The organism is Sulfitobacter dubius, from assembly GCF_900113435.1.
GTDB lineage: Bacteria > Pseudomonadota > Alphaproteobacteria > Rhodobacterales > Rhodobacteraceae > Sulfitobacter > Sulfitobacter dubius.
In genome coordinates this window covers 1,581,628-1,598,673 of record NZ_FOPG01000001.1, presented here as the reverse complement: position 1 = coordinate 1,598,673, position 17,046 = coordinate 1,581,628, and the positions used below count along the sequence as shown (strand labels likewise).

16 protein-coding genes are annotated in these 17,046 nt (G+C 60.8%); 12 read left to right on the top strand and 4 right to left on the bottom strand.

What is annotated here, in order from left to right:
* Nucleotides 1-35 precede the first annotated feature (35 nt).
* The 3 genes from BM229_RS07795 (at nt 36) to BM229_RS07785 (ending at nt 3,774) form a co-directional block, all read left to right on the top strand.
* On the top strand, nt 36-566 hold the full coding sequence (locus BM229_RS07795; RefSeq protein WP_093927018.1) for a gamma-glutamylcyclotransferase: 531 nt from the start codon (nt 36-38) through the stop codon (nt 564-566).
* Nucleotides 567-637: 71 nt separating this feature from the next.
* Nucleotides 638-1,837, top strand: coding sequence for a biopolymer transporter ExbB (locus tag BM229_RS07790; protein WP_093927017.1), 1,200 nt, complete (start codon nt 638-640; stop codon nt 1,835-1,837).
* Nucleotides 1,837-3,774, top strand: a complete 1,938-nt coding sequence (locus BM229_RS07785; RefSeq protein WP_093927016.1) for a peptidoglycan -binding protein — start codon at nt 1,837-1,839, stop codon at nt 3,772-3,774. Before BM229_RS07790 ends, BM229_RS07785 begins: the two co-directional genes overlap by 1 nt.
* Before the next feature lie 13 nt (nt 3,775-3,787).
* Here the strand turns inward: BM229_RS07785 and BM229_RS07780 are convergent, their stop codons facing one another.
* The 3 genes from BM229_RS07780 to gloB all read right to left on the bottom strand — a co-directional run bounded on the left by BM229_RS07780 (nt 3,788) and on the right by gloB (nt 7,999).
* The gene (locus BM229_RS07780; protein WP_093927015.1) at nt 3,788-4,738 is read right to left on the bottom strand and encodes a peptidoglycan DD-metalloendopeptidase family protein; all 951 of its coding nucleotides are present in this window, start codon (nt 4,736-4,738) and stop codon (nt 3,788-3,790) included.
* Nucleotides 4,735-7,056, bottom strand: a complete 2,322-nt coding sequence (gene clpA / locus BM229_RS07775; RefSeq protein ID WP_093927014.1) for an ATP-dependent Clp protease ATP-binding subunit ClpA — start codon at nt 7,054-7,056, stop codon at nt 4,735-4,737. The genes BM229_RS07780 and clpA overlap by 4 nt, the downstream gene beginning before the upstream one ends.
* A gap of 175 nt (nt 7,057-7,231) precedes the next feature.
* Entirely contained in the window at nt 7,232-7,999 is a 768-nt protein-coding gene (gene gloB / locus BM229_RS07770) for a hydroxyacylglutathione hydrolase (RefSeq protein WP_093927013.1), read from the bottom strand.
* 63 nt (nt 8,000-8,062) lie between these two features.
* Between gloB and BM229_RS07765 the strand changes: the two genes are divergently transcribed.
* From BM229_RS07765 to BM229_RS07735, 7 genes are all read left to right on the top strand, one after another.
* Nucleotides 8,063-8,809, top strand: coding sequence for a class I SAM-dependent methyltransferase (locus BM229_RS07765; protein ID WP_093927012.1), 747 nt, complete (start codon nt 8,063-8,065; stop codon nt 8,807-8,809).
* A 286-nt stretch (nt 8,810-9,095) separates the two neighbouring features.
* On the top strand, nt 9,096-9,656 hold the full coding sequence (locus BM229_RS07760) for a F0F1 ATP synthase subunit delta (protein WP_167360224.1): 561 nt from the start codon (nt 9,096-9,098) through the stop codon (nt 9,654-9,656).
* A complete protein-coding gene (atpA, locus tag BM229_RS07755) occupies nt 9,657-11,195 on the top strand; it encodes a F0F1 ATP synthase subunit alpha (RefSeq protein WP_067629561.1) in 1,539 nt (512 codons plus the stop codon).
* Between the two features lie 15 nt (nt 11,196-11,210).
* A complete protein-coding gene (locus BM229_RS07750) occupies nt 11,211-12,092 on the top strand; it encodes a F0F1 ATP synthase subunit gamma (RefSeq protein WP_093927010.1) in 882 nt (293 codons plus the stop codon).
* Nucleotides 12,093-12,110: 18 nt separating this feature from the next.
* Entirely contained in the window at nt 12,111-13,535 is a 1,425-nt protein-coding gene (gene atpD, locus BM229_RS07745) for a F0F1 ATP synthase subunit beta (RefSeq protein WP_093927009.1), read from the top strand.
* A 12-nt stretch (nt 13,536-13,547) separates the two neighbouring features.
* Nucleotides 13,548-13,988 carry a F0F1 ATP synthase subunit epsilon gene (locus BM229_RS07740; RefSeq protein WP_093927008.1) on the top strand — a complete coding sequence of 147 codons (441 nt, stop codon included), beginning with the start codon at nt 13,548-13,550 and terminating at the stop codon, nt 13,986-13,988.
* A 110-nt stretch (nt 13,989-14,098) separates the two neighbouring features.
* A complete protein-coding gene (locus BM229_RS07735; protein WP_093927007.1) occupies nt 14,099-14,449 on the top strand; it encodes an H-type lectin domain-containing protein in 351 nt (116 codons plus the stop codon).
* Nucleotides 14,450-14,529: 80 nt separating this feature from the next.
* Here the strand turns inward: BM229_RS07735 and BM229_RS07730 are convergent, their stop codons facing one another.
* Nucleotides 14,530-15,549, bottom strand: a complete 1,020-nt coding sequence (locus BM229_RS07730) for a ribose-phosphate pyrophosphokinase (RefSeq protein WP_093927006.1) — start codon at nt 15,547-15,549, stop codon at nt 14,530-14,532.
* A 102-nt stretch (nt 15,550-15,651) separates the two neighbouring features.
* Between BM229_RS07730 and BM229_RS07725 the strand changes: the two genes are divergently transcribed.
* Both BM229_RS07725 and BM229_RS07720 read left to right on the top strand, forming a co-directional pair.
* Nucleotides 15,652-16,248 (top strand): 2-hydroxychromene-2-carboxylate isomerase, encoded by a 597-nt coding sequence (locus BM229_RS07725; protein WP_093927005.1) that lies wholly within the window; start codon nt 15,652-15,654, stop codon nt 16,246-16,248.
* Nucleotides 16,245-17,042: an alpha/beta fold hydrolase gene (locus BM229_RS07720; RefSeq protein WP_093927004.1), complete on the top strand. Its 798-nt coding sequence runs from the start codon at nt 16,245-16,247 to the stop codon at nt 17,040-17,042. Before BM229_RS07725 ends, BM229_RS07720 begins: the two co-directional genes overlap by 4 nt.
* The last annotated feature ends 4 nt before the right edge of the window (nt 17,043-17,046 follow it).

Sequence of the window (17,046 nt, the reverse complement as noted above, 5' to 3'; positions counted from 1 at the left end):
CGGTTTACCGAAGGCCAATAGAAAGGACCAGCAGCATGACAATGTGGGTATTCGGCTATGGCAGCCTTTTGTGGAACCCCGGTTTCGAGGTGGCGGAAAGCGTGATCGCCACGCTTCCGGGCTATGCCCGATCGTTCTGCATGCGCTCGATCCACCACCGCGGCACGGTGGAGCAGCCGGGGCTGGTGCTGGCGCTGGACGAATCCGTCCGCTCGGCCTGTGAAGGCATGGCGATGGGCGTGGCAGAGGGCCACGAGGCGCAGACGCTGGAGTATCTGCGCGAACGTGAGCTAATCTCCTCGGCCTATGTCGAGAAAAACCTCACTGTGCATCTGACCGATGGCCGCGACGTGGAGGCGGTGACCTATGTGATCGACGCGGCGCATGACCAATATTGCGGCGGCTTGCCACTGGAAGAACAGGCCCAGATCATTGCCCGCGCCATAGGCGGGCGCGGGCCAAATACAGAGTATTTAATCAACACAGCCGTGCATCTTTCTGAAGTGGGCTTGCATGACCCCGCGTTGGAGTGGTTGCATGATCGGGTAAAGGCTTTGGCCTCATAAAAACTTGGCAACTCCGCGCAGTTTCAGTGTAAGCTGCGCCGAGAGCAGAATAGAGGGTCAGGAAAGGCCGCATGGCACAGCCAGACCGCAAAGCAAAACCGCAGTTTTCACAACCGGTGCGTCAGATTTCTCTGATGCTGATCGTATTGGCATTGACCGGCGTGGGCGCGTTTTTGGCCCTGCCCAGCGTGCTGCCGATCTTCGCCGCGAACCCATGGCTTAATGGGGTCATCATCTTTGTTTTCGTCGTCGGTGTGCTGGCCTGTTTCTATCAGGTGACGCAGCTTATCGGCTCGGTCCGCTGGATCGAGGATTTCGCCGCTGACAACTCCGAACCCGATGCGCAGCCGCCGCAACTTCTGGCCCCCTTGGCATCGCTTTTGCGCCAGCGTGGCGCGCGGATGCAGGTCAGCACGGCCTCAACCCGTTCGATCCTCGATTCCGTTGCCTCGCGTATTGACGAGGTGCGCGAGATCACGCGCTACATCGTCAACATGCTGATTTTCCTCGGTCTTCTCGGCACCTTCTACGGGCTTGCCACGACGGTGCCTGCGGTGGTCGACACGATCCGTTCGCTCGCCCCCGGTGAGGGGGAGGCAGGGGTTGATGTCTTTGGCCGCCTGATGACCGGGCTTGAGGCGCAGTTGGGCGGCATGGGCGTGGCCTTCGGCTCGTCGCTTCTGGGGCTTGCGGGTTCTCTCGTCGTCGGGCTGTTGGAGCTTTTCGCGGGCCATGGTCAGAACCGGTTCTATCAAGAGCTGGAAGATTGGCTGAGTTCCATCACGCGGGTCGGGCTGACCTCGGGCGACGATGTGAGCGACCAGAACATCATGGCCAGCGTGATGGATCAGATGGTCGAACAGATGGGCGAGATGCAGCAGATGTTCACCCAATCCGATATCAGTCGCACCATGGTGGATGACAAGCTGGGCAAGCTTGCCGATGCAGTGGACCGGATGACCACGCGGATGGAACGTGAAGATCCCACAGGCCCGGCGCTGACGCGGGTGGCCGAAGGGCAAGAGCGTCTCGTCTCAGTTCTTGAGGGGCAGATTGCGGGCGAGGGGATCGACGCGGAAAGTCGGATGCGGCTGCGCTCTATCGACGTCCAGATGCTGCGTATCTTGGAAGAAATCTCTGCCGGGCGGCAGGAAACCATGGCCGAGCTTCGCAAGGATATTTCACTGCTGGCCAAGGCGCTTTCGGGCCAACGTGTACCGGAGGCGCGCCGCTTGCGTGCCGGTGAAACTCCCGGTGGCGGGGACCAGTAATGGCACTTTCCCGGCGGTCAGGCACGCGGTTTCAGGGCTCTATCTGGCCGGGTTTCGTCGACGCGATGACCGGACTTTTGCTGGTTCTGATGTTCGTGCTGACGATCTTTATGGTCGTGCAATTCGTCCTAACTGAACGCATCAGTGGCCAAGAAAGCGAATTGAACGAATTGGCCGGAGAGGTCGCGGCCCTTGCCCAAGCACTTGGAGTGGAGGAGCGCACCACCGCGCGGTTGGAGGCGCGACTCGGCGCGCTCAACGCCTCGCTGAATGACGCACAGGATGAAGTGTCGCGGCAAGAGGCCGTGATTGCCGGGCTAACGACACAGCGTGAAGAACAGGACGCGGCCCTTAGGGCCGCAGAGGCGCAGATCACCGGGTTCGAGGCCCGCGTTGCGGCGCTGTTGGCTTCGCAGGCGACGGATCAGGCTCGTATCGGTACTTTGGAAGTCCGCGAAGCTGAGTTGCTGGATGAGCAAGAGGCGCTGAACCTCGCGCTCAGTACCGCCCGTGATGAAATTGACGCGCAGGCCGAAACAGCCCGTCTGGCTGCGGCGAAACGCGAAGCGTTGGATGCGTTGGTCGCCGACCTGCGTGCGCAGAATGCTGAGGCAGAGGCCGAAGTTGCCACGTTGAATACGCAGGTGGCCGAGGCGGAAGAAGCCCTGAGCGCCGAGGAAGCCGCCCGGCTGGCAGAGGCTGCGGCGGCGCAGGCGCTGCGTGAGCGGTTGGAGAACGCAGATGCGGAACTGACCGCCATGACCCTCGAGCTTGAGGCGCAGCGGAAAGAAGCGGAAGATACCCTGACCTTGCTAGCCGCTGCCCGTGCGGCGCGCAGTGATCTTGATACAGAACTGGCCGCTGCCCTGTTACGGCTGGAGACCCTTGAGCAGAGCGGCACAGAGTTCGAAGCCGAGCGCGCGGCGCTCGAGGCGCAGGTTGATGCGGCCATGGGCACCGAAGAAGACCTGCGGGCGCGATTGGCGCAGGCGGAGGTCACCGAACAGGACTTGAACGCACGACTTTCCGAGGCATTAGGCCGCGTGCAAGTTCTTGAAGAAGAAGGCAATGCGCTGAGTGGCGATCAAGCTGATTTGCGCGAAAGACTGGCGCAGGCGCTGGCAGCTAAGCTCGCTGCCGAGACACTGGCAGAAGACAAAACCACCGCCGCCGAACGCCGCGCGGCACTGTTGGCGCAGGCCGAACAGACTCTGGCCGAGGAAAAAGCCGTGAGCGCCGAGGCGCAGCGTCAGACCGAATTGCTGAACCAGCAGGTCGCGGAATTGCGCGCGCAACTGGGCAATCTACAGGCGCTTTTGGATGATGCCGTGGCGCGGGATGCGGCGAAATCGGTGGAACTGCAATCGCTGGGCTCAGAGTTGAACACCGCACTGGCGCGGGTCGCAGCCGAAGAGCGCCGCCGCGCCGAATTGGAAGCAGCAGAGCGCAAGCGTTTGGAAGAGGAAAGCAAGGATCTGGCGCAGTATCGGTCGGAATTCTTTGGCCGTCTGCGCAACCTTTTGGGCAATCAAGAAGGCGTGCGGATTGAGGGCGACCGCTTTGTCTTCTCCTCCGAGGTTCTTTTTGCACCGGGCAGTGCAGTGTTGAGCCAAGACGGCCAAGCCGAGATCGCCAAAGTAGCGGGTATCTTGCGCAGTGTTGTCGGCGACATCCCTGCCGAGATTGACTGGGTGATCCGGGTCGACGGTCATACCGACAATGTGCCGCTTTCCGGCTTTGGGGAGTTTGCCGACAACTGGGAGCTGAGCCAAGCCCGCGCGCTGTCGGTGGTCAAATATATGGTCAACTTTCTTGGCATCGCGCCGGATCGTCTGGCTGCCAACGGCTTTGGCCAGTATCAGCCCGTGGCCGAAGGCGACACCGAAGCCGCGCGGGCGCAAAACCGGCGGATCGAGTTGAAGTTTACCGAGAAGTGATACTGCCGGGGGATTACTGAACGGTTACGGACCCATGTTTTTCGTCAATGACACGGCCCGAACGGAGCAGGACCACTGTGCCAGTATAGCGACCCGGTGACCACTGCCGGGACATGCGTTTACCGATGGCGCGAAAGGACTGCGCTTGGGGCTTGTCCATTATCACGTCTTTTTCAATCACCACACCGTTTGGGCCTGAAAGGCTTAGCCGCAAAACATCATCCTTTTGCGTGCCGTAGCTATAGCCATAGATCACCATGGCAGGTGCATCTGGGGAGAGGGTGTCGCGCCCGGCATCGCCTGCTTTGATGGCCGCATAGCTGGGCACGTGGTCTGCGAATCCCACCGCGATCAACCCACCGGCGCGGTAGGGCGGGGTGTCTTGCCAAAGGGTGTCGGAGGGCACGGTCGTGCAGTCGCTGCCTTTGGGATCAAAAGGATCAACAGGTTGGCCGTTGTGCCGTAGTGAGAGATGCAGATGGGGGAAGGCGGCTTTGCCGGATTGACCGACCTGCCCAATGACATCACCTTCGGATATTTTCTGACCGTCGGTAACGCGTAGGGAGCCGCGCTTTAGGTGGCAATACTGCGTTTCCCACCCGTTACCGTTGTCGATTACCGCGCCATTGCCGCACTCGCGCCCCCGCACTTCGCTAAGTGGCGCATTGTCTTGCATACCGTCGCGCAGACCTTTGACCACACCGCCTGCCGCTGCGCGGACCGTTACACCTGCGGCCATCGCAGCACGATCGGGCAGGGCAAAGTCGGTGCCTTTGTGCCCGTCATAGGTCAGCCCTGAACAGCGGTAATCCTGCGCGGCACTGCTGGGGTCACGGTCCATATATTGTTGGATGTGGCAATCCTGCCCAAGGGTGCAATCAAGCGGAAAGGCCAATTGCAAGTCCTCCGCCAGCGCGGGGCCAGCGGAGGAGAGGGTCAGGGCCAGAGCGGCCCTGAGGATCATTCTGCGGTCAACAAGGGAGGCCGATCACCTGACAGGCGCTTGCTTTCAACGCCCAGAACTTCGAGTGTCAACTCGCCCTTCTTGGCACCCACCTTGACCACACCGCCTTTGGCGAGCTTGCCGAACAGCAGTTCTTCGGCCAACGGCTTCTTGATGTGCTCTTGGATCACGCGACCCAAGGGGCGTGCGCCCATCTTGTCGTCGTAGCCCTTGTCGGCGAGCCATTCGGCGGCCTTCTTCGACAGTTCGATGGTCACGTTGCGATCCATCAGCTGCGCTTCGAGTTGCAGCACGAACTTTTCGACCACCCGCAGGATCACCGACTTTGGCAGCGGCGCGAAGCTGATGACAGCGTCGAGACGGTTGCGGAACTCCGGCGTGAAGGTCCGCTCGATCGCGGCGGTATCTTCACCGGTGCGACGTTCGCGGCCGAAGCCCACAGCCTCTTTCGCCTGCTCGGAAGCCCCGGCGTTGGAGGTCATGATCAGCACCACATTGCGGAAATCCACCGTGCGGCCATTATGATCTGTCAGCTTGCCGTGGTCCATCACCTGCAACAGGATGTTGTAGACATCCGGATGCGCCTTCTCCATCTCGTCGAGCAGCAGCACGCAGTGCGGATGCTGGTCGACGCCATCGGTCAGCATGCCACCCTGGTCAAAACCGACATAGCCCGGAGGGGCACCGATCAGACGGCTGACCGCGTGTTTCTCCATATACTCCGACATGTCGAAACGCAGGAGTTCCACGCCAAGGGTGTCGGCCAGTTGCTTGGCGACCTCGGTTTTACCCACACCGGTTGGCCCGGCGAAGAGGTAGTTGCCGATGGGTTTGTCCGGCTCGCGCAGGCCAGCCCGCGAGAGTTTGATCGCCGACGACAGCGCGACGATTGCGTCGTCCTGACCAAAGACCACCCGCTTGAGCGAGCTTTCCAGATCCTTCAGCACCACCACATCGTCTTTGCTGACGTTCTTTGGCGGAATGCGGGCGATCTTGGCAACGACAGCTTCGACCTCTTTGGTGCCGATGGTCTTGCGCCGCTTGGAGGCGGCCACGAGATGCTGGGCGGCACCAGCTTCGTCGATCACGTCGATCGCACTGTCAGGCAGCTTGCGATCATTGATGTAGCGATGTGCCAATTCCACCGAAGTTTTGATCGCATCGGCCGTGTATTTGACGCTGTGATGCTCCTCAAAGTAAGGCTTCAGACCCTTAAGGATCTTGGTGGCGTCTTCAACCGAAGGCTCGCTCACGTCGATCTTCTGGAAACGGCGGCTCAGCGCGCGGTCCTTCTCAAAGTGCTGGCGGAACTCCTTATAAGTCGTGGAGCCCATGGTGCGCAGTTTGCCACCCTGAAGCGCAGGCTTCAGTAGGTTGGAGGCATCCATCGCGCCGCCCGAGGTGGCCCCGGCACCGATCACGGTGTGGATCTCGTCGATGAACAGCACCGCGTCTTTATGCTCTTCCAGCTCAGTCACGACCGCTTTGAGACGCTCCTCAAAGTCACCGCGATAGCGGGTGCCGGCCAGCAACGCGCCCATATCGAGGGAGTAGATCGTGGTGTTTTCCAGAACCTCTGGCGTTTCACCTGCAACGATCTTACGTGCCAAACCTTCGGCAATGGCGGTTTTCCCAACGCCCGGATCACCCACCAGAAGCGGGTTGTTCTTGCGCCGACGGCAGAGCACTTGAATGCAGCGCTCAACTTCGCTCTCGCGGCCGATCAGCGGGTCGATATCGCCTTCGCGCGATTTGGCGTTGAGGTCCACGCAGTATTTGGCCAGCGCGGATTCTTTCTTGTCACCGTCGGTGACGCCTTGGGCCTCTTCTTCATGCTCTGGTGCGCCGCTCACGGGGCGTGCTTCGCCGTAAGCCGGATCTTTGGCGACGCCATGGGCAATGAAGTTCACCGCGTCATACCGGGTCATGTCCTGCTCTTGCAGGAAGTAGGCGGCGTTGCTTTCCCGTTCGGCAAATATCGCGACCAGCACATTGGCCCCGGTCACTTCGGTCCGGCCCGAAGATTGCACGTGGATTGCGGCGCGTTGGATCACGCGTTGGAATGCGGCAGTCGGCACGGCCTCAGAACCATCGATGTCGGTGACCAGATTGCTAAGGTCATCATCGACAAACTCAACCAGCGTGTCGCGCAGATCAGAGACGTCGACCGAACAGGCTTTCATCACCTGAACCGCGTCAGGTTCATCAAGCAGCGCCAACAGCAGGTGTTCCAGCGTTGCGAATTCATGGCGGCGGGCATTGGCCAGCGCGAGGGCCGCGTGGATTGCCTGCTCAAGTGTAGTCGAGAATGAAGGCACGGGCGTGCTCCTTTTCGATCGGGGTCGGTGAGGTGCTGAGATGTCTCAGAGCCCGGTCCGACCATGGCCTCATAGTATTAGAGTTTGGTTGATCATCGCCCATCTTCAAGAAGATTCTGGTCCGAATCGGTCACATTTCGCGTGACCGGGGACTTTGGGCCATGATTGCAGGCAATCAGAACTGGTCTTTTCGCTTGCGGATTTCAGTGAACACTTCCGTGTCGGTGGCGTCTGGCATCCCCAATGTCGCGCGAATGGCCGGGTCGGCAGGGCGCAGGAAGGGATTGGTTTCTAGTTCCAGTGAAAGCGGCGAGGGGACGGTCGGCTGCCCCCTGGCGCGGGTGCTGTCGATGTCCTTGGCCCTTGATATAAGCGCCGGGTTCTGCGGATCAACGGTCAGCGCGAATTTTGCGTTGGCGGCGGTGTATTCATGGCCGGAGCAGATCGTCGTGTCGCCGGGCAGGGCGGCCAGCTTTTGTAAACTGTCCCACATCTGCGCGGGCGTGCCTTCGAAGAGACGACCGCAGCCAAGCGCCATGAGGCTGTCGGCGGTGAAGGCCGCCTTGGCCTTGGGCACATGAAAGGCGATATGGCCGATGGTGTGGCCTGAAACATCCAGCACCTCAGCCTTTAGCGCGCCAAGTTCAACGGTGTCGCCCTCTGCCACGTCGCGGTCTAGCGGGGGCAGGCGGTGAGCATCGGCCTTGGCCCCGATCACCTCGGCGGGGAAGCGGGTCAGCACCTCGGCCAGCCCTTGGACATGGTCGGGGTGATGGTGGGTCAGCCAGACTTGGCTCAGCGTCCAGCCACGGCGATCAAGCTCTGCCATGATCGGGGCGGCTTCGGGTACATCGATCAGCGCCACAGCGCCGCTGTCATGATCGCGCAGCAGGAAAGCGTAATTGTCTGACAGACAGGGAATCGTGACCAGATCAAAGGCCATGGCGTCTTACCTCGCTGTGTTGTTATGCTGAAGTCAGAGTGACACTCACCAAGGCGGGCTGCAATGCATCTTGATGTACAGGATCTGCGCAATTTCTATTATCGCAGCGCGTTGGGACGTGCGGCGCAGAAATCCTTACGCGGACGGTTGTTGGAGTTGTGGCCCGAGGCGAAGGGGCAAACCGTCGTGGGCTTTGGCTTTGCGGCACCCCTGCTGCGGCCCTATCTGGCCGATGCCCGGCGCGTAATGGTGTTGATGCCCGGCCCGCAGGGCGTGATGCCTTGGCCTGCGGGGATGCCCAATACCTCGGTCCTGACCGAAGAGACGCTTTGGCCGGTAGAGACGGGGGCGGTGGATAAGCTGGTGTTGATGCATGGGCTTGAGACCTCGGAGCGGCCCAGTGAACTACTTGATGAATGCTGGCGCGTACTGGGGCCGGGGGGCAAGGCGCTTTTCATCGTGCCAAGCCGTGCGGGCATGTGGGCGCGGCGGGACCGCACGCCATTCGGCTATGGGCGGCCCTATTCGCCGGGCCAGTTAGAAACGCAACTGCGCAAGCATCAATTTCTTCCCGAGCGGCACCTTGGGGCGTTGTTCCAATTCCCCTCACAGCAGCGAATCTGGATGAAATCAGCGCCCTTGTTTGAAAAGATCGGTCGCCAGATGCCGACCATGATGGGCGGAGGGGCAATCATGGTGGAGGCAACGAAACTGGTCTATCCGCCGCGCGGTCGCCCGCAACGCAGCCCCGCGCGACGCGCCATTGGCGTGCTAGAGGGGATCGGCGAGCCGCAGGCTAAGCCGGTCTAAGTCTTGCAGACTTGAAGCAAGTGCCGCTTGGTCCCGAGGATTCGCCCACGCTGCGCGGGTTTGACCATAAAGCCCGCATTTTTCTGCGGCAAAGAGCCGCGACAGGCCGCAGCCCTTGCAATATTACAGCACGCCGGGACATTACCTGCCTATACTGTGTTGCCGGGCGTGAACCTGTCTGCTACATCGCCCCTGATTTAGACGTCTTGGGTAACTTCAAGCCGCGCCAACTGCTGGTGACGCGACATCTTCGCATATCCGGCGCTTATTGAACGAGAGGATGGACGTGTCCGAACCTGCTTCCATTTCCACCGGCATCGCGGAACGTTATGCGACAGCCGTGTATGATCTGGCCCGCGAGGCCAATCAGGTCGATGCCATCGAGGGCGATCTTGCCGCGCTTGAAGCGGCCTTGACCGACAGCGATGACTTTCAGCGCCTGATCACTTCGCCGCTTTATACGCGCGAACAGCAGGCGCAGGCGATCAAAGTGCTGGCCGACAAAATGGGCCTGACCAAGACCATGGCGAGCACGCTGGCGCTGATGGCGCAAAAGCGTCGTCTGTTTGTGCTGCCCGCGCTGGTTAAAGCGCTGCGCGAAACGATTGCCGAAGCCAAAGGCGAGATCACCGCTGACGTCACCACGGCCAAGGCGCTGACCAAGACGCAGTCGGACAAGCTGACCAAGTCGCTCAATGCCTCCACCGGCAAAAAAGTATCACTTCATGCGACCGTTGATGAAAGCCTCATCGGCGGTCTTGTCGTCAAAGTGGGCTCGAAAATGATCGATACGTCGATCCGTTCCAAGCTCAATTCCCTCCAGAATGTAATGAAAGAGGTCGGATAAATGGGTATCCAAGCAGCAGAGATTTCTGCGATCCTGAAAGACCAGATCAAGGATTTCGGTCAGGAAACCGAAGTGGCCGAAGTGGGTCGCGTTCTCTCCGTCGGTGACGGTATCGCCCGCGTCTACGGTTTGGACAACGTTCAGGCCGGTGAAATGGTCGAATTCCCCGGCGGCATTCAGGGCATGGCCCTGAACCTCGAAGCCGACAACGTTGGTGTTGTTATCTTCGGTTCCGACCGTGACATCAAAGAAGGCGACACCGTCAAGCGCACCAACTCCATCGTGGACGTGCCAATCGGTGACGAACTGCTGGGCCGCGTTGTTGACGGTCTGGGCAACCCCATTGACGGCAAAGGCCCCATTGGCGCCACCAAGCGCGGCATCGCCGACGTCAAAGCGCCAGGCATCATCCCGCGTAAATCGGTGCATGAGCCGATGGCAACTGGTCTCAAGTCCGTTGACGCGATGATCCCAATCGGCCGTGGCCAGCGTGAGCTGATCATTGGTGACCGTCAGACCGGTAAAACAGCTGTCGCCCTCGACGCGATGCTGAACCAAGCGCAGGTGAACGCTGCTGCTGGCGACGACGAAGGCAAGAAGATGTACTGCGTGTATGTCGCCATCGGCCAGAAGCGTTCGACCGTTGCTCAGCTTGTGAAAAAGCTCGAAGAAACCGGCGCGATCGACTACTCCATCGTTGTGGCCGCGACCGCGTCCGAGCCTGCGCCGATGCAGTTCCTCGCGCCCTATGCCGCGACCGCGATGGCAGAGCACTTCCGCGACAATGGCCGTCACGCCCTGATCATCTATGATGACCTCTCCAAGCAGGCTGTGTCCTACCGTCAGATGTCCCTGCTGCTGCGCCGCCCACCGGGCCGTGAAGCTTACCCGGGCGACGTTTTCTACCTCCACTCCCGCCTGCTTGAGCGTTCCGCGAAGCTGGGTGACGAGGCTGGCAACGGCTCGCTGACGGCTCTGCCGATCATCGAGACCCAAGGTGGCGACGTATCCGCGTTTATTCCGACCAACGTGATCTCGATCACCGACGGTCAGATCTTCCTTGAGACCGAATTGTTCTACCAAGGTATCCGTCCTGCCGTGAACACCGGTCTGTCAGTTTCGCGCGTTGGCTCCTCGGCTCAGACCAAGGCGATGTCGAGCGTGGCTGGCCCGGTGAAACTGTCGCTGGCTCAGTACCGCGAGATGGCGGCCTTCGCTCAGTTCGGCTCCGACCTCGACGCCGCGACCCAGCAGTTGCTGAACCGTGGTGCGCGTCTGACCGAACTGATGAAGCAGCCGCAGTACGCGCCGCTGACCAACTCGGAAATCGTCTGCGTGATCTACGCCGGTACACACGGCTATCTCGACAAGGTGGACGTGTCGGAGGTTGGCCGTTTCGAGGCAGGCCTGCTGGCGCATCTGCGCAGCAAGCACGACGACCTTCTCAAGGACATCACCAACAATGACCGCAAGGTCAAAGGCGAGTTGGAAGAGAAGATCAAAGCCGCCATTGACGGTTTCGCCGCCGACTTCGCTTAAACGGGAGATAAGGCAATGCCAAATCTCAAGGACCTGAAGAACAGGATCGCGTCGGTCAAATCGACCCGCAAGATCACCAAGGCCATGCAAATGGTTGCCGCGGCGAAGCTTCGCCGCGCGCAGGAGGCTGCCGAGGCTTCGCGTCCCTATACGGAGCGGTTCAATGCCGTGATGGCAGGGCTCGCGGCCAGCGTTGGCGGTTCCGACAGCGCGCCCAAGCTGCTCAGCGGCACGGGTGAAGACAAAGTGCATCTGCTGGTGGTCATGACCGCCGAACGCGGGCTGTGCGGCGGCTTCAACAGCAACATCGCAAAAAAGGCGAAAGCCCATGCGCGTGACTTGCTGGCCCAGGGCAAAGAGGTGAAAATCCTCACCGTTGGCAAGAAAGGCCGTGATGCGCTGCGGCGTGACTTGGGCGACCATCTGGTCGGTCATGTTGACCTCAGCGAAGTCAAAAAGATCGGCTATGGTGATGCGCAGAAGATCGCGCAGGACGTGCTGAACCGCTTTGACGCGGGCGAATTTGACGTGGCAACGATCTTCTATGCGAAGTTCGTGAATGTGGTCATGCAGACGCCGACGGCGCAGCAGATCATCCCCGCCAAATTCGACGCCGAAGACGGCGAAGACAGCGGTGCGTCCACATTGTTCGACTATGAACCCAGCGAAGAGGCGGTCTTGGCCGACCTTCTGCCGCGCGGGGTCGCCACGGCGATCTTCTCGGCTCTGCTGGAGAATGGCGCGTCCGAGCAGGGTGCGCGTATGTCGGCGATGGACAACGCCACACGCAACGCGGGTGAGATGATCGACAAACTGACCATCCAGTACAACCGCTCGCGTCAGGCTGTCATCACCAACGAGCTGATCGAAATCATTTCCGGCGCGGAAGCGCTGTAAGCAAATCGGAGAAACGACATGGCAAATGCTGTCGGTAAAATCACACAGGTCATCGGCGCTGTCGTTGACGTTCAATTCGAAGGCGACCTGCCGGAGATCCTCAACGCGCTCCACACTCAGAACCAGGGCAAAACGCTGGTTCTCGAAGTGGCGCAGCACCTTGGCGAAAACACGGTTCGCGCCATCGCGATGGACGCGACCGAAGGTCTCGTTCGCGGCCAAGCGGTAAGCGACACAGGCGACCAGATCCGCGTGCCCGTCGGCACCGCGACCCTGGGCCGCATCATGAACGTCACCGGCGACGCGGTTGACGAAAAAGGTCCGGTAAACTCTGACGCGACACGCGCCATTCACGGCGAAGCGCCTGAGTTCGCTGAGCAGTCGACCGAGACACAAATCCTCGTGACAGGCATCAAGGTTATCGACCTTCTGGCGCCTTACACCAAGGGTGGTAAAATTGGTCTCTTCGGCGGTGCGGGCGTTGGTAAGACGGTTCTGATCATGGAACTGATCAACAACATCGCCAAAGTGCACTCCGGTCTGTCCGTGTTCGCGGGCGTGGGTGAGCGTACCCGTGAAGGTAACGACCTTTACCACGAGATGATCGAATCCGGCGTTATCGTTCCTGACAACCTGGTGGACTCGAAAATTGCGCTGGTCTACGGCCAGATGAACGAACCTCCCGGTGCGCGTATGCGGATCGCCCTGACCGGTCTGACACTGGCCGAGCAGTTCCGCGACGAATCCGGTTCCGATGTTCTGTTCTTCGTCGACAACATCTTCCGCTTCACGCAGGCAGGTTCCGAAGTGTCCGCTCTGCTGGGCCGTATTCCTTCGGCTGTGGGCTACCAACCAACACTGGCGACCGACATGGGCGTGATGCAGGAGCGTATTGCTTCGACCAAATCCGGTTCGATTACTTCCGTTCAGGCCGTTTACGTTCCTGCGGATGACCTTACCGACCCGGCGCCTGCGACCTCCTTTGCGCACCTCGACGCGACAACGGTTCTTGACCGTTCGATCTCGGAAAAGGGCATCTACCCGGCGGTTGACCCGCTCGGCTCCACCTCGCGTTTGCTTGACCCGCTGATCATCGGCGACGAGCACTACAAGGTGGCGACAGACGTGCAGCAGGTGCTTCAGCGCTACAAATCGCTTCAGGACATCATCGCCATTCTCGGCATGGACGAACTGAGCGAAGAAGACAAACTGACCGTGGCACGTGCGCGTAAGATCGAGCGTTTCCTCAGCCAGCCCTTCGACGTGGCGAAAGTGTTCACAGGCTCCGACGGTGTTCAGGTGCCGCTGGAAGAAACCATCGCGTCCTTCAAGGCCGTGGTTGCCGGTGAATATGATCACCTGCCCGAAGGTGCCTTCTATATGGTTGGTGGCATCGAAGACGTGAAGGCGAAAGCCGAGAAAATGGCGGCAGACGCCGCTTAAGGAGCGCTGACAATGGCAGACACAATGCAATTCGACCTCGTTTCGCCGGAACGGCGGCTGGCATCGATGCAGGTGACGGCCGTGCAGATTCCGGGCACTGAGGGTGACATGACGGCCATGGCCGATCATGCACCCACCATCACCACCCTGCGTCCGGGCCTTCTGCGCGTGGAAGGGCCTGAGGGCACGTCCGAATATGTCGTGACCGGCGGTTTCGCCGAAATCGGCGGTCAGGGCGGCGTGTCTGTGCTGGCGGAACGTGCCGTGGCACGCGCCGACATGACGCAGGAGCAGATGGACAGCATGGTGGCAGAGGCGCATGCCGTCTACGCCCGCGCCAAGGACAACTGGGAAAACGAGCCCGGTCCCGTGGATGATGCAGCCAAGCTTCTGGCCGATATGGTTGCCGTGGGCGATCACATCGGATTGTCGAGCAAACAGCCCAGCCTGTAATGCTTTGAAAATCAGTGAAAAGCCCTGCCTCGGCGGGGCTTTTTGCTTTTATGCCTCCCCCTGCTGCGGCATCATTGCGCGGTGACCCTAAATGCAAGCAGGCCCGAGATATGAAACGACTTCGCAGCCATACCATCGGCGTGGACAGTGGCGATGTCATGCTGTTTTCCGAGTTCGAAGACGGCGGATCGATGTGGACGGGCGAGGGGCAGCGCGAGCGCCGCCGCCGGATCAGCTTTTCAGAACCCTTCCGGGAGCCGCCGCATGTTCAGGTGAGCATGTCGCTTTGGGACATCGACGCCAGCACCGTCACCCGCGCCGATATCGGCGCCGAAGCGGTGACCGAGAGCGGCTTTGACATGGTGTTTCGCACATGGGGCGACACCCGCGTTGCACGGGCGCGTTTGGCATGGACAGCGATTGGCGCGGTGGGGGAGTATGACGACTGGGTCGTCGACTAGACGCGTCGCTCGGTCGGGGAAAGCGGCCAGCAGGGGGAGGGCGGCCCCGCTGGGGCCAGCCCTAGATCACAGCTCGCGGCTTAGCTTGCCGTATACATCCCGTCATAGATCGGGCCTAGCGTTTCCGCCTCGAACAGCGACGAGACCGAGGTGCCGTTCCAGATATTCAGGATCGCTTGGGCGAACATCGGTGCCGTCGGCACGATGCGGATGTTCGGTGCTTTCTTGACCGCGGGCGTCGGCGCGATGCTGTCGGTGATGACAAGCGATTTCATGACTGAATTGGCCACACGCTCAACCGCCGGGCCGGACATGACACCATGTGTAATGTAGGAGTGCACTTCCTTGGCGCCGTTCTCCAACAGCACTTCGGAGGCTTTGCAGAGCGTGCCAGCCGTGTCGCAGATATCGTCCACGATCAGGCATGTCTTGCCTTTCACGTCGCCGATCACGGTCATCTCGGCCACTTCGCCCGCCTTTTCGCGGCGCTTGTCGACGATCGAGAGCGGGGAGTTGATGCGCTTGGCCAGTTCACGCGCACGGGCCACGCCGCCCACATCGGGGCTGACGACCATCAGATCGTCCATCTGGTCCTTAAAGGCGTCCTTGATATCAAGTGCGAAGATCGGCGAGGCATAGAGGTTGTCGACCGGGATGTCGAAGAAGCCCTGAATCTGCGCCGCGTGCAGGTCCATCGTCAGGATACGTTCGATCCCGCTGCCGGTCAGCATGTTGGCGACCATCTTGGCGGTGATCGGCGTCCGGGCCTTGGTGCGGCGGTCCTGACGAGCATAGCCGAAGTAGGGCAAAACGGCCGTCACACGCGCCGCCGAGGACCGGCGCAGCGCGTCGGCCATGATCATCAGCTCCATCAGGTTGTCGTTCGCCGGGTTCGACGTCGGCTGGATGATGAACATATCCTCACCGCGCACGTTCTCATAAACTTCGACGAAAATCTCGCCGTCGTTGAACCGTTCGACTCGCGCATCGACGAGCCCTACGTTAACGCCGCGATGCAGCGACATGCGCCGCGCGATGGCCTTGGCAAGCGGCATATTGGCATTGCCTGAGATCAGTTTTGGTTCTGAAGTGCGTGGCATAGGGGCTCCGGGGCAGCGGTAGGTTGCAGATTCGTGACGTTGACACCGCTTAGCATGCGCTTACGGTCGGGCAAAGCTGCACCGCCCCCGAAGGAGAGCCAAATGGCCCGGATCGACTATTTTTTCGCGACCCTGTCACCCTATTGCTACCTTGCCGGGAATCGGCTTGAGGAGATCGCCGAAAAGCACGGTGCTGAGATCGTGTACAAGCCTTTCGACATTATCGCGGCCTTCCCGCGCACGGGCGGCATGCCCCCGGCAGAGCGTCACCCAAGCCGCAATGAGTACCGCGCGCAAGACCTGCCGCGTCAGGCGCGCAAGCTGGGCCTGCCCTTCAACCTCAAGCCCGCGCATTGGCCTACCAACGGCGCGCCTGCGGCCTATGCGGTGATCGCCGCGCAGAATGCCGGGGGTGGTGATCTGGGCAAGTTGACCCATGCCATCACCCGCGCTGTCTGGGCCGAGGAAAAGGACATTGGCCATGACGATGTGGTCCGTGCCTGTCTGGAAGAGGCGGGTTTTGACCCCGATCTGGCGAACAGCGGCTTGCTGCAAGGGGCCGAGACCTATGCCGCCAACCTTGAGGAAGCCGTCGCGCAAGGCGTCTTTGGGGCGCCTTTTTATATCGTTGGGGATCAGCGATTCTGGGGGCAGGACCGTTTGGAAGACCTTGATCTGCACCTCGGGGGCAAGCTGTGATCCCAGAGGTCAACGCGCGCCGTTTCGGTCACGGCCCGCGCTCGGCCTTGGCGATCCATTGCTCGCTCGCGCACTCCGGTGCGTGGCGGGGCGTTGGGGCGGCCTTGTCGGACGAGTTGACCCTGCGGGCTTTCGATTTGCCCATGCACGGACGGTCGGGCGATTGGGACGGGCAGGGGGATATCCATGACGTGGCGACTGAGATGGCACTGAGCCTGCTCGAAGCGCCGATGGATCTGATAGGCCATTCTTTCGGCGCGACCGTGGCGCTGCGTTTGGCGATCGAGCACCCCGAATTGGTGCGCAGCATTACCCTGATTGAGCCTGTCTATTTCGCCGCTGCCAAGCAGGACGATCCTGACGCGATGGCCGAATACAATGAACAGAACGCGGCATTTGAGGCCGCCTTGGCCGAGGGCGACAAGGAGACCGCCGCGCGGCTGTTCAACCGGGTCTGGGGCGATGGCACGAAATGGGACCAAATTCCCGAACCGACCCGCGCCTATATGGTGGATCGGATCGGTTTCATCCCCGCCTCTTCGCCCTTCCTTGGAGAGGACAGCGCCGGTTTGCTGGCGCCGGGCATGTTCGACCGCGCCTCAATGCCCGCGCTGCTGGTAGAGGGAAGCGCGTCGCCCAAAGCGGCGCATGCGATCAATGCGTCGCTGATGCGCCGCCTGCCGGATGCGCGGCGGGTTTCAGTCGACGGCGCAGGGCATATGGTGCCGATCACGCACCCCGCCGAAGTCGCCGAAGCGATACGCGATTTCCTGAACGACGTGCCGTTGGCGTGATTGC

What these genes read in the sequence shown, in the direction of transcription:
- BM229_RS07765 (WP_093927012.1), top strand. Translation starts at nt 8,063, where the DNA reads ATGCATCTTGATGTACAGGATCTGCGCAATTTCTATTATCGCAGCGCG.
- BM229_RS07785 (WP_093927016.1), top strand. Translation starts at nt 1,837, where the DNA reads ATGGCACTTTCCCGGCGGTCAGGCACGCGGTTTCAGGGCTCTATCTGG.
- atpD (WP_093927009.1), top strand. Translation starts at nt 12,111, where the DNA reads ATGGCAAATGCTGTCGGTAAAATCACACAGGTCATCGGCGCTGTCGTT.
- BM229_RS07735 (WP_093927007.1), top strand. Translation starts at nt 14,099, where the DNA reads ATGAAACGACTTCGCAGCCATACCATCGGCGTGGACAGTGGCGATGTC.
- BM229_RS07780 (WP_093927015.1), bottom strand. Translation starts at nt 4,738, where the DNA reads ATGATCCTCAGGGCCGCTCTGGCCCTGACCCTCTCCTCCGCTGGCCCC.
- BM229_RS07790 (WP_093927017.1), top strand. Translation starts at nt 638, where the DNA reads ATGGCACAGCCAGACCGCAAAGCAAAACCGCAGTTTTCACAACCGGTG.
- BM229_RS07725 (WP_093927005.1), top strand. Translation starts at nt 15,652, where the DNA reads ATGGCCCGGATCGACTATTTTTTCGCGACCCTGTCACCCTATTGCTAC.
- BM229_RS07740 (WP_093927008.1), top strand. Translation starts at nt 13,548, where the DNA reads ATGGCAGACACAATGCAATTCGACCTCGTTTCGCCGGAACGGCGGCTG.
- BM229_RS07795 (WP_093927018.1), top strand. Translation starts at nt 36, where the DNA reads ATGACAATGTGGGTATTCGGCTATGGCAGCCTTTTGTGGAACCCCGGT.
- BM229_RS07750 (WP_093927010.1), top strand. Translation starts at nt 11,211, where the DNA reads ATGCCAAATCTCAAGGACCTGAAGAACAGGATCGCGTCGGTCAAATCG.
- atpA (WP_067629561.1), top strand. Translation starts at nt 9,657, where the DNA reads ATGGGTATCCAAGCAGCAGAGATTTCTGCGATCCTGAAAGACCAGATC.
- BM229_RS07730 (WP_093927006.1), bottom strand. Translation starts at nt 15,549, where the DNA reads ATGCCACGCACTTCAGAACCAAAACTGATCTCAGGCAATGCCAATATG.
- gloB (WP_093927013.1), bottom strand. Translation starts at nt 7,999, where the DNA reads ATGGCCTTTGATCTGGTCACGATTCCCTGTCTGTCAGACAATTACGCT.